The sequence below is a fragment of the Kaistia sp. SLG-1 genome (genome assembly GCF_059699055.1).
Window position 1 is genome coordinate 500,405 of record NZ_AP048544.1, and the last position, 14,377, is coordinate 514,781.

Annotated in this window: 11 protein-coding genes; 2 read left to right on the forward strand and 9 right to left on the reverse strand. The window is 66.7% G+C overall.

All coding sequences use genetic code 11. The features are described 5' to 3' along the window. Positions 1 to 122: 122 nt before the first annotated feature. Positions 123 to 1,058, forward strand: coding sequence for a carbohydrate kinase family protein (locus AC6HZP_RS02305; RefSeq protein ID WP_497525229.1), 936 nt, complete (start codon positions 123 to 125; stop codon positions 1,056 to 1,058). 56 nt (positions 1,059 to 1,114) lie between these two features. On the opposite strand, the gene AC6HZP_RS02310 is transcribed toward AC6HZP_RS02305, so the two are convergent. The 4 genes from AC6HZP_RS02310 to AC6HZP_RS02325 all read right to left on the reverse strand — a co-directional run bounded on the left by AC6HZP_RS02310 (position 1,115) and on the right by AC6HZP_RS02325 (position 7,657). Then, positions 1,115 to 3,508 carry an aldehyde dehydrogenase family protein gene (locus tag AC6HZP_RS02310; protein ID WP_497525230.1) on the reverse strand — a complete coding sequence of 798 codons (2,394 nt, stop codon included), beginning with the start codon at positions 3,506 to 3,508 and terminating at the stop codon, positions 1,115 to 1,117. An 11-nt stretch (positions 3,509 to 3,519) separates the two neighbouring features. Continuing rightward, positions 3,520 to 4,518: a deoxyribose-phosphate aldolase gene (gene deoC / locus AC6HZP_RS02315; protein ID WP_497525231.1), complete on the reverse strand. Its 999-nt coding sequence runs from the start codon at positions 4,516 to 4,518 to the stop codon at positions 3,520 to 3,522. Beyond that, complete coding sequence (locus tag AC6HZP_RS02320; protein ID WP_497525232.1) at positions 4,508 to 5,509, reverse strand: sugar-binding transcriptional regulator; 1,002 nt, start codon at positions 5,507 to 5,509, stop codon at positions 4,508 to 4,510. Before AC6HZP_RS02320 ends, deoC begins: the two co-directional genes overlap by 11 nt. A 1,149-nt stretch (positions 5,510 to 6,658) precedes the next feature. Next, on the reverse strand, positions 6,659 to 7,657 hold the full coding sequence (locus AC6HZP_RS02325) for a nucleoside hydrolase (RefSeq protein WP_497525233.1): 999 nt from the start codon (positions 7,655 to 7,657) through the stop codon (positions 6,659 to 6,661). A 322-nt stretch (positions 7,658 to 7,979) separates the two neighbouring features. On the opposite strand from AC6HZP_RS02325, the gene AC6HZP_RS02330 reads away from it, so the two are divergent. After that, positions 7,980 to 9,089 carry a hypothetical protein gene (locus tag AC6HZP_RS02330; RefSeq protein ID WP_497525234.1) on the forward strand — a complete coding sequence of 370 codons (1,110 nt, stop codon included), beginning with the start codon at positions 7,980 to 7,982 and terminating at the stop codon, positions 9,087 to 9,089. Between the two features lie 71 nt (positions 9,090 to 9,160). Here AC6HZP_RS02330 and AC6HZP_RS02335 read toward each other — a convergent pair whose 3' ends face one another. The 5 genes from AC6HZP_RS02335 to AC6HZP_RS02355 all read right to left on the reverse strand — a co-directional run bounded on the left by AC6HZP_RS02335 (position 9,161) and on the right by AC6HZP_RS02355 (position 14,308). Next, positions 9,161 to 9,973, reverse strand: a complete 813-nt coding sequence (locus AC6HZP_RS02335; protein WP_201402044.1) for a carbohydrate ABC transporter permease — start codon at positions 9,971 to 9,973, stop codon at positions 9,161 to 9,163. 9 nt (positions 9,974 to 9,982) lie between these two features. Next, positions 9,983 to 10,885: a carbohydrate ABC transporter permease gene (locus AC6HZP_RS02340; protein WP_497525235.1), complete on the reverse strand. Its 903-nt coding sequence runs from the start codon at positions 10,883 to 10,885 to the stop codon at positions 9,983 to 9,985. Between the two features lie 103 nt (positions 10,886 to 10,988). Further along, positions 10,989 to 12,209: an ABC transporter substrate-binding protein gene (locus AC6HZP_RS02345; protein ID WP_497525236.1), complete on the reverse strand. Its 1,221-nt coding sequence runs from the start codon at positions 12,207 to 12,209 to the stop codon at positions 10,989 to 10,991. Between the two features lie 115 nt (positions 12,210 to 12,324). After that, complete coding sequence (locus AC6HZP_RS02350) at positions 12,325 to 13,194, reverse strand: sugar phosphate isomerase/epimerase family protein (RefSeq protein ID WP_497526721.1); 870 nt, start codon at positions 13,192 to 13,194, stop codon at positions 12,325 to 12,327. Positions 13,195 to 13,285: 91 nt separating this feature from the next. Next, positions 13,286 to 14,308 (reverse strand): Gfo/Idh/MocA family protein, encoded by a 1,023-nt coding sequence (locus tag AC6HZP_RS02355; protein WP_497525237.1) that lies wholly within the window; start codon positions 14,306 to 14,308, stop codon positions 13,286 to 13,288. Positions 14,309 to 14,377: the final 69 nt, after the last annotated feature.

Genomic DNA, 14,377 nt, shown 5'->3' on the forward strand with positions numbered 1-14,377 from the left:
GGGCGGATGCCAGACATGGAGGGTTTGGCGGCACGGTTCAAGCTTAATGCCGGCGGCATTCCTCTCTATAGGAGAGAGATTGAGCCGCTTTCCGATTCGAGTCCGTCATTTCGAGCTTTGCCATGTCCGCCACCGTTCCGCCCCGCCCTCGCATGCTCGTCATTGGCGACGTGATGACCGATGTCATCGTGCGGCCGGACGGGCCGCTGGTCGTCGGTTCGGATCGGCGCGCCAAGATCGGGCTCTATCCCGGCGGTTCCGGCTGCAACCAGGCGGCCTGGCTGGCGCATTTCGGCATTCCAGTCGCCTTCGCCGGCCGCGTCGGCCGCCGCGATCTCGCCGAGCAGGAGCAGGCTCTGCGCGACGTCGGCGTGGTGCCGGTCCTTTCCGCCGACGAGACGCGCGCGACCGGCATGCTGATCGCCATTCTCTCCGAGGGCGGCGAGCGCAGCTTCCTGACCGATCGCGGCGCCAATGACACGCTTTCGGCCGACGACCTGCCGTTCTCGATGCTGAACCAGCTCGATCTCGTGCACGTCTCCGGTTACGCGCTGTTCACGCCGGGTCCGCGCGCCGCCGTGATGGCGCTGATGGCGGTGGCCCGCGCGCGCGGCATCACCGTCACCGTCGATCCCGCTTCGGTGAGCTTCCTTGAGGAGGTCGGTCCGTCGAACTTCCTCGGCTGGACCAGCGACGCGTCGATCATCTTCCCGAATGCCGAGGAGGCCGCCTGCCTGACCGGCACGCGCAACGAGGCGGCGCAGATCCGCTTCCTGACCGCGCGCTATGATCTTGCCGTGATCAAGCGCGGCGCCGGCGGGGCCGAGGCGGCGACGCAGGCGATCCGGCTGAAGGCGGCGGCGCCGCAAATCGAGGTCGCCGATACCACCGGCGCCGGCGACGCTTTCCTCGCCGGCTTCCTGGCGGCGCGGCTCGCCGGCAAGCCGCTCGACATCTGTCTCAATCGCGGCGTCGCGGCCGGCGCCGCCGCGACCACCATTCTGGGCGGCCGCCCGACCGCCGAAGTATCGCTGGCGCCCGCCGAGGACGAGGCGTAACCGCTTCGGTTTTCAGGGGAATCCTCCGCCTCCCGAGGGACGCGGAGGAGCGCCGTCTACTCTCCGTAGGGGACCCAGATGTTCTTGACCTGGGTGGCGCGGCGGAGGAACTCGCGGCCCTGCGCCGAAGCTTCATTCCAGCGGCGCGGAATGCCCTGGTTGGCCCAGACCGGCTTCAGATTGCCGGACGAGGCCTTCTCCACCATGGCGCTGCCGGCCTTGGAGCCGAAATACCAGAGCGCCGCGACATCATCGTGCTCGGCCAGCGTCTTGGCGAGCGCGTCGCGTTCGCCGGTGACGATGTTGACCACGCCGGCCGGAACATCCGACGTATCAAGGACTTGGTAGAAATCCGTCGCCGCCAGCGGATGGCTGGAGGAGGGGACGACGACGACCCGGTTGCCCATGGCGATCGCCGGCATCGCCAGCGACACGAAGCCGAGCAGCGGCGCCTCGTCCGGGCAGAGAATGCCCATGGTGCCAAAGGGTTCGTTCATGGCAAGCGTCACGTGGCGCGACTTGGTCGCATGCACGGCGCCGTCGAACTTGTCGGCCTGGGCCGCGTACCAGAAGGTCCGCCGGATCGCGACCGCCACCTCTTCCGCCGCCGCCTTGGCCGAGGCGCCGGTCATGGCGATGATGCGCGCCTCGAACTCCCTGGCGCGAGAGGAGAGATTTTCCGCAACGTAATAAAGCACTTGCGCGCGGTTATGCGCCGTGGCACCGCCCCAGCTTCCGGCCTTGCCGGCCGCCTCGACGGCGTTGCGGATGTCCTTGCGGTTGCCGAGCCCGGCCTGGCCGACCGGACGGCCCTTCGGATCGAGCACCGAATAGGAATAGCCGGAATCCGGCCGCGCCTGCTTGCCCCCGACATAGAGTTTCGCGGTCCGATCGATCGACGGCAGGCCCGAGATTTCCTCGTCGGCGACGGGCAGCGCCGACAGCTTGGTGGCGATTTTCTCGTCTGCCTTCAAGGGCTTGTCGCCGACCGGCTTCAGATATTCCGCCATGCCCTCGCGCCCGCCCTCGCGGCCAAAGCCGCTCTCGCGATAGCCGCCGAAGCCGGCGGCGGCGTCGAACATGTTGGTGCCGTTGATCCACACCACGCCGGCCTTCAGCTTGGCGGCGACATCGAGCGACAGGTTGATGTTCTCCGACCAGACCGATGCCGCGAGGCCGTAGCGGCTGTTGTTGGCGAGCGCCACCGCCTCGTCCGGCGTGCGGAATGTCATGCCGGCGAGCACCGGTCCGAAGATCTCGACCTCGGCGATGGTCGACGCCGGGGCGACATTGGTGAAGAGCGACGGCGGGAAGAAACAGCCCTTCGCTGGTAACCCTTCGTTAACCTGGAAGAGCGTCGCGCCCTCCGCTTCGCCCTTCGCCACGAGCTCGCGGATGCGTTTCAGCTGGACCGGGTCGACGATGGCGCCCATGTCGACCGACTTGTCGAGCGGATCGCCGACACGGAGGTTGGCCATGCGGCCGCGGAGCTTGGCATAGACCTGCTCGGCGACGCCCTCCTGCACGAGGAGGCGCGAGCCGGCGCAGCAGACCTGGCCCTGGTTGAACCAGATCGCATCGACGACGCCCTCGACCGCGCCGTCGATGTCGGCGTCCTCGAAGACGATGAAGGGCGACTTGCCGCCGAGCTCGAGCGAGAGCTTCTTGCCGGTGCCGGCGGTCTTCTCGCGGATGATGCGGCCGACCTCGGTCGAGCCGGTGAAGGCGATCTTGTCGACGTCGGGATGCTCGACGATCGCGTTTCCGGTGACGCCGTCGCCGGTGACGATGTTGACGACGCCGGCCGGCAGGCCGACCTCGCGGCAGATCTCGGCGAAGGCGAGGGCGGTGAGCGGCGTGTACTCCGCCGGCTTCAGCACCACCGTGTTGCCGGCGGCGAGCGCGGGGGCGATCTTCCAGGCGAGCATCAGCAGCGGGAAATTCCACGGGATGATCTGGCCGCAGACGCCGACCGGGCCTTCGCCGGGGAACTCGCTCTCGATCAGCTCGGCCCAGCCGGCATGATGGTAGAAGTGCCGGGCGACCAGCGGAATGTCGATGTCGCGCGTCTCGCGGATCGGCTTGCCATTGTCCATCGTCTCCAGAACGGCGAGGAAGCGCTCGCGCTTCTGGATGTGGCGGGCGATGGCATAGAGATAAACGGCGCGGTCATGGCCGGAGAGCGCCGACCACGACTTGAACGCCTTGCGCGCCGCCTTGACGGCCTTGTCGACGTCGGCGGCGCTGCCCTGGGCGACCTGGGCGAGTTCGGTCTCATAGGCCGGGTTGAACACGGCGAAGCGCTGGCCTTCCGAAGGCGCGACGAACTTGCCGTCGATGAAATGGTTGAAACCGTCCTTGTGCAGGTCGAGCCAGCCGGTGACGGGTTCGTTCACCTCGGGGGCGGGGCCGTAATCCATGCTGACGAGGATGTCCTTGACGAGTGCCATGATCGTTCCCCTCAGGCGAGCGCGTGGCGGATGGTGGAGGAATAGCGGCCGGTGACGTAGTGCTCGATCTGCCGCTCGATGTCGGCGAGCAGCGAACTCGCGCCGATGCGGAACAGGTCGGGCTCGAGCCAGCGATTGCCGAGCTCTTCCTTCATCAGGATCAGCCAGGCCATGGCGTCCTTGGCGGTGCGCAAGCCGCCGGCCGGCTTGAAGCCGATCTTGAAGCCGGTCGCCGCCTCGTAGTCGCGGATGGCGCGGCACATGACGAGGCTGACCGGCAGCGTCGCGTTGACGTCTTCCTTGCCGGTCGAGGTCTTGATGAAGTCGGCGCCGGCCTGCATGGCGACCATCGAGGCCTTGTAGACGTTGCGGAGCGTCTTCAGATCGCCGGTGGCGAGGATCGCCTTCAGATGCGCCTCGCCGCAGGCCTCCCGCATGGCGGCGACCTCGTCATAGAGCGCCTGCCAGTCGGCATTCAGCACATGGGCGCGGGTGATGACGATGTCGATCTCGTGCGCGCCCTCGCCGACGGCATAGTGGATCTCCTCCAGCCGCTGCTTCAGCGGCGTCAGGCCGGCCGGGAAGCCGGTGGCGACCGAGGCGACGGGAATGCCGGAGCCTTCGAGCGCCTTGACGGCCGGGGCGACCATGGTCGGGTAGACGCAGACGGCGCCGACAACAGGCGGATCGTCGGAGAGGCCGAGCGCCTCGACGAGATCCTCGCGGAACGGCCGCCGCGCCTTCATGCAGAGCCGGTGCACGCGGCCGGGCGTATCGTCGCCGGCGAGCGTCGTCAGGTCCATCAGCGTCACCGCCTTCACCAGCCAGGCGGCCTGGTATTCCTTCTTCACCGTGCGCCGCGTCGTCAGTGTGCTAGCGCGGCGCTCGGCGGCGGAGGTGTTGACCTGCGCGCCCTCGAACCAGTCGGTCCGCAGCGGCGTGCCGTCATTGCGCGTGAGCGTGTTCGAGAGCGGCGGAGCTTTGCGCTCCGTGGAGCCGTCAGCCGGCATGGGTTTTCTCCCGGGCTTCGGAATGGGCGATTTCGGTTAGGGCGTGAAGAGCGGTCGCCTCGTCGGTGACGAGGACGTTGATGTAGCGTGCGCGGAGCGCCGCGAGGACGACGGCATGCTTGGACTTGCCGGCGGCGACCCCTATCGCATGCGTCTTGTCGCGCAGTTTTTCGGGCGCGAGGCCGATGGTGCGGGCGTCGAGCGCCGGATCGGCGATGGCGCCGTCCGCATCGATGAAGCGGCCGAGCAGGTCGCCGACCGCATGCTTCTCGGCGAGGCCGTCGACGTCGCGGTCGGTCAGATAGCCGGATTCGATATGGACGGAGCCGGCCATGCCGCCGAGGCCGAAGCAGGCGACGGGCGCTTCCTCGGCCAGCGCCAGCACATCTGATATCACCGGGTCGGCCTCGAGCACGCTGCGCGTCTCGGCGCGGCCGACGATCGCTGGCACCGGCAAAAGCGTCGCCGTGCCGTTGCCGCTCTCGGCGAAGCGCTCGGCGACGGTGTTGGTCGCGAGCCGCGCCGACCGTGAATTGGTCGCGCCGTTCATCAGGACGATCCGTACGCCGTCGTTCCAGCCCGGCGGCAGCCAATGTGCGACGGCCGCCATGGTCCGGCCCCAGGATACGCCGATCAGGTCGGGGCGGGGGCTGAGCGAGGCGAGATATTGCCCGGCCGCCTGGGCGACCGCGTCCTGCGCCAGCGCGCCATCGCCGAGCGCCGGCACGACGATCGCCTCGCGCAGGCCGAAGGCCGTCTGCAGGCGGGATTCGAGCGCCGGCAGGCGCTGCGCGCGGGGAACGATGGCGATGCGGACGACACCGGTCTCGCGCGCATCGCGCAAAAGCCGCGCGACCTGCCAGCGCGTCAGCCCGACCTCGGTCGCGATCTCGCTCTGCGTCCGCTCGAGGTCGTAATAGAGCTTCGCGACCTGCACCATCAGATGCTCGCGCTGCTCGTCCTTCGACGGAAGGGGAATGGCGGTCGACATGTTTCACATATGTGAGTGACGATCACTTATGTGAAGGAAAGTAGGCTGTCGTTGCGGCAGAGTCAATGCAGGGGGAGGGGGAGGCGGTACCGGTCCGAATGTCGGCAACGGGGGGCCGTGTCTTCTCACCGCTCCCTGCAAAGCACCATCCTCATCATGCTGAGGAGGCCCGAAGGGCCGTCTCGAAGCACGCAGAGCGGCCGTGCAATCGACGGGCTGCACAGAGGCCGTGCGTCCTTCGAGGCCCGAGCTGCGCTCGGGCACCTCAGGATGATGGAAGGCGAGCGCCGCATACCGGTTTGACAGGTTGCGCAAAGGTCGACTGAGGCACGGGTGGGAAGTCTTCCGCCGGCCCTAGACCCACGCTCGCCGTCATCCCGGCCTCCGAGCCGGGATCCATGCAGCCGAAGCCTTGGGAAGTTTAGCCGGCTTGCGGCGCGGCTGTATGGATCCCTGCTTTCGCAGGGATGACGGCGGAGGGTGGGATGACGGTTTGGGCTGTCTGGAATGTCGGAGCCGGGTCTGTCCCTTGGGAGGGAGCTTGCGTCGGCCCTAGCCCCAAGCTCGCCGTCATCCCGGCCTCCGAGCCGGGATCCATTCAGCCGAAGCCTTGGGAGGTTTAGCCGGCTTGCGGCGCGGCTGTATGGATCCCTGCTTTCGCAGGGATGACGACGAGGGTGTGACGACGGTTTGGGCTGTCTGGAATGTCGGAGCCGGCTCTGTCCGTAGGGGAGGGAGCTTGCGCCGGCCTTTGCCCAACGCTCGCCGTCATCCCGGCCTCCGAGCCGGGTTCCATTCAGCCGAGGCGTGGGGAGGTGCAGTCGGCCGAGGCCGCGGCTGTATGGATCCCCGCCTTCGCGGGGATGACGGCGAGGGTGGGATGACGGTTTGGGCAGTCTGGAATGTCGGAGCCGGCTCTGTCCCTTGGGGAGGGAGCTTCCACCGGCCGTTGCCCCACCCTCGCCGTCATCCCGGCCCCCGAGCCGGGATCCATTCAGCCGAGGCCTTGGGAGGCTTAGCCGGCTTGCGGCGCGGCTGTATGGATCCCTGCTTTCGCAGGGATGACGGCCGAGGGTGGGATGACGGGCAGCGCGGGACGGCAGACTTCCCAGAGGACGAGAAAGGGCGGCCGGTGGCCGCCCTTCACCCTCAGGCGCGCGCGGCGGCGCCGGCGACGATCGTCTGGAAGTAGAGATCGAGGAAGCGCTTGCCGTCGACCGCGGTGCAGATCGTGTGGTCCGGCAGGCCGTCCCAGGGCGTCGGCGGGAAGCTGCGCGTCGACGGCTTCTGGATCGTCTGGCCGATGGCGATGCCTTCGGTCACCACCTTGATCGGGCCGGTGCGCGTCTTGAACAGGCTCGGATCGAGCAGGTAGGCGACGGCGGAGGAATCATGCACGAAGATGCCGTCGATGCCCGTGGCGGCGCGGTAGAAATCCTCGTAGACGCGCGAGATCTGCCAGCAGAACTCGCCCGCCTTGCCGGCCTTTTCGCGCAGGTCCTGCATATAGGCGGTGGTCATCACGCATTCCTGCGTGACGTCGAGGCCGACGACGACGATCGGCCACTTGGCCGCGAACATCTCGTCGGCGGCGTGCGGATCGCCGATGATGTTGGCTTCGGCGACCGGCGTGACATTGCCGGAATGGCCGGAATAGCCGAAGGCGCCGCCCATGATGACGACTTCCTTGACCAGCTCGGCGATGCCGGGGTCTTCGCGCAGCGCCAGCGCCAGATTGGTCATGCGGCCGACGGCGACGATGGTGACTTCGCCCGGATATTTCCGCACCGTCTCGATGATGAAGCGATGCGCCGGCAGTTCGTGTTCGGTGACCGAGAGCGTGTCCGGGATCGGCACGTCGCCGAGGCCGTTGACGCCGTGGATATGATGCGGCTCGTCGGCCGCCTCGATCACCAGCGGGCGGTCAGCGCCGCGCGCGACGGGCGCCTTGATGTCGAAATACTGCTTCAGGAACAGCGCGTTGCGCGTCGTCGTGTCGATCGAGGCGTTGCCGAGCACGGTGGTGATGCCGATCAGGTCGATCGACGGCGCATATTCGAGGAACAGCAGCGCCATGGCGTCGTCGATGCCGGGGTCGGTGTCGTAGATGACCTTCGTGGGCGCGGAGGGGGAGGCGGGGCTGGGCATGCGGGGTCCTGATGATTCCGGTCTGGCTTGGTGGCGCGACAGGATCGACCATATCGCCATGGCCGAACAGGGGCGAGCGTCGGTTGCGCCGGCAATTTCGTTCGGACGCCAGGCGAACGAACGCAGGGCGCGAAGCCGGCGCGACGCCGCCTTCGCCCGCGCGGCTTTGGAGAAGCGAGGGAAGTTGGCGATGCGGGCTTGTTCGCGGCCGGCGATCGGGCTTCCCTCTCTACCGGAGAGATTCTGTGCGCCGAGGATCGTCCCGCCAGGGCGAAACATCGGACAGCAAGAAACGCGGCAAGAAATGCGGGAAGGAAGCGGAATGAGCGACGGGCATTTTCACACGATCGAGGCGAGCGGCGTTCGCGCGACGCTCGATCTCCGGGGCGGCCATGTCCGCGTCTTCGCGACCGAGCAGGACGGCCGCAGCATCGAGCCGCTGCACACGGCGCCCTGGGTCGAGGACAGGACGATCGTCGAGGACGAGACGATCGACGCCAATCTCCGCTTCCTCTCCGGCGATTTCTTCTGCGCGCCGTTCTCGACCAGCGACGTCGAAGAGGCGCCGCCGCATGGCTGGCCGGCCAATTCGCCCTGGAGGCTTCTCGACGTCGAGCCCTTTGCCGGCGGACAGACCGCGCGCTACGAGCTGGTGAAGCGCGTGCAGGGCGCGCGGCTCGTCAAGGAATTCACTGTTCGCGACGGCCACCCCTTCCTCTATGAGCGGCACATCTTCATCGGCGGCGAAGGCCGTATTCCCGTCGCGAACCACGCCATGACCCGCTTCGACGGCGGCGGCCGGCTCTCCTTCTCGCCGAAGCGTTTCGCCACCACGCCGGAGGGCGCGATCGAATCCGATCCGGCGCGCGGCCGCTCGCTGCTCGCCTATCCCTCCCGCTTCACCGACCTGACCAAGGCGCCGCGCGCCGACGGCACCACGGCGGACCTCACCGTCTATCCGTTCGGATCGCGGCACGAGGACTTTTTGTCATTGGTCGAGGTGCCCGAGAATCCCCTCGGCTGGGCCGCCGCCATCCGCCCGGACAAGCGCGACATCTTCCTGTCGCTGAAGAACCCGGCCGATTATCCGATCACCATGATGTGGTTCTCGAATGGCGGCCGCGACTATCAGCCGTGGAACGGCCGCCATGTCGGCGTGCTCGGCCTCGAGGAAGGCCGCACCTATGCCGGCCACGGCCACAAGGCGTCGATCGCGCCGAACCCGTGGTCGGAGGAGGGCATCCCGACCTCGCTCCATCTCGATCCGACCGGCGAGGTCGACGTCCGCAACGTCATCGGCGGCCTCGCTCTGCCCGATGGCTGGACGCGCGTCGCCTCGGTCGAGGCTCGGGGCTCCGAGCTGGTGCTCACGGACGAGGCCGGCGGCAGTGTGGTGGTGCCCTATGACGCGGCGTTCTTGACGCGCGCATAAGCGGGACTCATCCGCCCCAAGAAAGAAACGAGCCCCGCTGCCTCGGATGGAGGCGGCGGGGCTCGCCGAGCCTACTTCAGCGCGCCGGCAGTGAGGCCGCTGACGATCTTGCGCTGGAGCAGCATGAACACGATGACGATCGGCGTCACATAGATGACGGCGTAGGTCATGATGCCGTTCCAGTCGGTCGTGTTCGGGCCCATGAAGTTCATCAGCCCGACGGTCGCCGTCTGCAGGTTCTCCTGCGAGATCATCGTGCGCGAATAGACATATTCGCCGAAGGACTGCAGGAAGATCAGCACCGAGGTGACGAGGATGCCGTTGCGCGCCAGTGGCACGATGATGCGGAGGAACGCGCTGAGCCGCGAGGCGCCGTCGACGCGGGCCGCCTCCTCGAGCTCCTTCGGGATCTGCATGAACGAGGTGCGGCAGAGCACGATGTAGAGCGGCAGCACCTTGGCCGTCTGCGCCAGGATGACGGCGAAGCGCGGCGTCTCGATCAGGCCGATCTGGTTGAACAGCACGAAGATCGGCGTCGCCATCAGCGAGGGCGGCAGCACCTGCATCATCAGGATCAGGAACAGCGCGACATCCATCCATACGCTGCGGACGCGGGCGAGCGCATAGGCGGCGCCGGTGCCGATCAGGGCGGCGATGACCGTGGTGCCGACCGCGACGACCAGCGAGTTCCACAGGTAGACGTCCATCTTCTTCTCGACGAAGACTTTCGCGAAGTTGAACTGCGGATCGGTCGGCCAGAAGCGCGGCGGAAAGGTGAAGGTCTCCGACGACGGCTTGAAGGCGGTCAGGTACATCCAGTAGAGCGGGAACAGGTAGATCGCGAGGAAACCGAGCGCGATGACGAGGAGTACGTAGCGTTTCATGGGTTCTCCTCAGGCCCGATGTTCCTGGCGCGTCGAGCGCACATAGAGGAAGGCGACGACGATGACCAAGCCCAGCATCAGCACCGAGACGGCGCTGCCGGTAGCGATGTCGTAGTTCTGGAACGACAGCTGCCAGGACCAGTATTGCGCGACGTTGGACGCGTTGGCGGGGCCGCCCTGGGTCAGCGAGGCGAACAGGTCGAACTGCTGCAGCGTGAAGATGATGCCGAGGCAGACGACGGCGCCGAGGGTCGAGCGCATCATCGGCAGCGTCATGTGCCAGAACCGGCGCCACGGGCCGGCGCCGTCGAGCGAGGCCGCCTCGTACATGTCCTTTGGGATGCCGGCGAGGCCGACCGAGAGCAGGATCATGTTGAACGGGATGCCGAGCCAGACATTGGCGATGATGACGGAATAGAGCGAGATCGCCGGCGTCGACAGCCAGAAGATCTTCTCGTTGATCAGGCCGGACGAGAGCAGCAGGTAATTGAGCACGCCGAAATCGCCGGCAAAGATCCATTTCCAGATCGCGCCGGCGACCAGCGCCGGGATGATCCAGGCGGCCAGGAACAGGCCGCGCAGATAGCTGGCGCCGATGAAATCCTGCTGGAAGAACAGCGCCAGGCCGAAGCCAATGCCGAGCTGGAACACGATGCACAGCACGACGAAGATCACCGTGTTGGCCATGATCGGCCAGAACTCGGGCGCCGCGAACAGGGTGCGGTAGTTCGCCAGCCCGACGAACGGCCGGATCAGGTCGCCGAGCGAGAACATGTCCACTTCCTGGAAGGACATGGCGATGTTGTAGATCAGCGGAAACGCCGAGAAGGCGAAGAGATAGGCGAGCGCAAGACAGGCCAGCGCGGCGTCGAAGCCGCGTCCGTCGCGAAGGCTGCGCAAAAGCGCCGACATGGGCGGTCTCCTTGGAGGGGCATTGGGGGCGCCGCTGAAAATCCGACGTCCGCCGTCATCCCGGGCTTGTCCCGGGATGACGGCTTTCGCCGGGCTCGAACGCCTATTTCTTGACGATGCCGTCGATCTTCGTCTGCGCGGCGGCCAGGGCCGTCTTGGCGTCGGTCTGGTGCGTCAGCGTCTGCTGGATCGCGTCCGAGATCGCCTTCGAGATCTTCGCCCATTCCGGCGACGGACCGCGGGCGCGGGCATACTTCATCGATTCCGCGAAGACCTCATACTGCGCCGGCCAGCGCGGGTCCTTGGCCTCGACCGGATAGGACGGCAGGAAGCCGAACTCGTTCCAGACGCGCGGCATCTGCGAATACATGTATTCGAGATAGAGGAAGGCTTCCTTCGGATGCTGCGTCTTGGCGAAGATCACATTGTTGCCCTCGCCGAGCGCCGAGGCGCGCGTGTCGCCAACCTTTTCGACCGGCAGCAGCGCGACGCGATAGTCGAACTTGGCGTCCTTCGCCATGCGCGGCAGCTCCCACGGGCCGGAAATGGCCATGGCGGCGTTCTGCGCGTTGAAGGTGGCGGTTGAATCGTACTGGCCGCGGATCAGCGTGTCGGGCGAGGCGAGCTTCTCGTCGAGGATCTTCTTCCAGACCTCGAGCGCGCGCACCGAGCCGTCTTCGGCAATGTGGTCGAAATCGGCGCCGGTCTGCTGCGCCCAGGGCAGGAACTGGAAGGTGCCTTCCTCGTTCGCATTGGCCGAGAAGGCGAGGCCATAGACGTTTTTCGCCGGGTCGGTCAGCTTCTTGGCCGTCTCGTAGAGCTCTTCCCAGGTCTGCGGCGGCTTGTCCGGATCGAGGCCGGCGGCCTTGAACATGTCGGCATTGTAGAACAGCGCGAGCGTGTTGGAACCGCGCGGCAGGCCGTAGATCTTGCCGTCGCGGGTGACGGTCGAGAGCGGGCCGGGGAAGATCTTCGAGGTGTCGACGATCTCGGATTCGGCGATATAGGGCGAGAGGTCGAGCAGCGCGCCCTTGGCCGACAGGAACGGCGTGTTGGGATTGTCGACATACGAGACGTCGGGCGTCGTGCCGGTGGCGACGGCGCGCATCACGTCATTCGCCCAGTCGGCGAACTCGACGCGCTTGATGTTGATCTTGATGTCGGGGTGGAGCTTCATGAACTCGTCCGCCATCACGTAGTTGTAGCCGGGGTCCGCCTGGCGATCGATCGTCCAGACGTTGAGTTCGACCGGCTCCGCCGACGCGGCGGCGGTCAGCGCCAGGACGCCGGCGGCGCCCAGCCAGTATTTCGCAAAATTCGCCATCGTTTCCTCCTTGGTGGCGAGCAATCGAACCCACGCTCCTCCCGCGTGGCGGGGCCTTCGCCCCGGCAGTCCCCGCCGGAGCCCGGCGGGGTCGTGATGTCCGGCCGACGAGGGATCAGGCCGGGTTGGCGACGAAGGCGAGGCCGCCGCGGGCCTCCTTCAGATGGTTCAACGACTTGACCTGGCCGGTGATCTCCAGCGCGTTGCGGTAGACCGGGTCGTGCCAGCCCTCGATGTCGATCGTGCCGGTGTAGCCGGCGAGGCGAAGCTCGCTGATGATGCGGGTCCAGTCGCTGTCGCCGAAGCCGGGCGAGCGCATCTGCACGAAGGGATATTTGCCGAACACGCCGCTCTCGCGGATGACGTCCCAGCGGATGGTCGCGTCCTTGCCGTGCACGTGGAAGATCTTCGGCGCCCATTTGCGGATCTGCGGGATCGGGTCGATCAGATAGACCATCTGATGGCACGGCTCCCATTCGAGGCCGATATTGTCGTCCGGCGTCTCGTTGAAGATCAGCTCCCAGGCATCGGGATTGTGGGCGATGTTCCAGTCGCCGGTCGCCCAGTTGCCGTCCATGGCGCAGTTCTCGAAGGCGAGGCGCACACCCTTGTCGGCGGCGCGCTTGGCGAGATCGCTCCAGATTTCCTTGTAGCGCGGCAGGCTTTCCTCGATCGACTTGCCGCGGATGCGGCCGGTGAAGCCGGCGATCGTCTTCGCGCCGAAGAGATGGGCGTTGTCGATCAGCGTCTTCCAGCCCTCAAGCGTCTGCTGGTCGATCTCGGTGGTCTCGAGCGGATTGCCGAACATGCCGAGCGTGTCGATCACGACGTCGGCGTCGCCGATCGCTTCCTTCAGCTCGGCGGCGAGCTTCGGAATGTCCTTGCCGCCCAGCGTCTGCCAGAAGAACGGCTCGATCGATTCGAAGCCGAGCGGCAGGATCTGGCGGACATAGGCGGCCGGGTCGGGCAGGTTCGCCCGGATCATCGTGCCGATGCGGATGTCGAGAAGCGGATTGGTGGTCAAGGCATCATTCCCTGAAGCGATTTCAAACGAAGGCGGCGCGATCCGACAAAATTCAGATCGTGATCTCGACGCGACGCCCGGTCTCGGCGCTCTCGATCGCACCGAAGACCATGGCGAGGCTCTTGATGTTCTGGTGGCCGACCGTCTCCGGCTCGGGCCCGCCGCGCGTCGCGGCGATGAAGTCCTGCACGACACCGAGGTGGCCGCCCGTCAGGTCGGACGTTCCGAGGGGAGGAATCCCGGTGGCGGCCACCTCGGAGAAGAGGCCGGAGATCGCTTGTCCCGCGATCTCGGCGCGAAGGTCCTGATGCCCGTCCCAGACGAGCGTTCCCTGGGTCCCGACGATGCGCCAGGCTGATTCCCAGCTCGTCATCAGCCCGTCGGCGCACCAGCTGCCGCGATAGTTGAAGATGACGCCGTCGCCGAGCTCGAAGATCGCGGCGGCGGAGGAGCCCTGTTTGTACCAGGAGTTCTTCGGGTTCCATTCGCGGCAATAGACGGCTTCCGGCGCGGTGCCCGACATGAAGCGGGCGGCGTCGAAAGTGTGGATCGCCATGTCGAGCAGCAGCACATGATCCATTTCTTCGCGAAAGCCGCCGAAATGCGGGGCGAGGAAGAAATCGCAATGGATCGAGGTGACGTCGCCGATCGCGCCCTCGTCGATGGCGCGGCGGATGCGGCGCACGCCTTCGAGATAGCGGCGGTTCTGCACGACGACATGCAGCTTGCCGGCGGCCTTGGCGCGCTCGATCAGGTCGCGCGCCTGGTCGAGCGTTTCGGCCATCGGCTTTTCGGAGAGGACGTGGCAGCCGGCGGCGAGCGCGGTCGAGACGATGTGGTGGCGGGCCGAGGGCACCACGACGTCAAACAGGATGTCGGGCTTCGCCTTCTCGATCAGCTCCTCGACCGTCGTCGCGATGACGATGTCGCCGAGCTCGAATTCGGCGGCGCGGGCCCGGGCCGCGTCGGGATTGATGTCGGCGAGGCCGACGATCGTCAGGTCATCGATGGTCTTGGCGGCGGCGAGCCAGGCACGGCTCATCGCTCCGCAACCGATCAGGACGGCGCGCTGCATTCCAAACTTCCTCCCACGGCCCATTATCCTCATACGTTGCGCCGCAAACGTTTACGGTGCGACGCAACA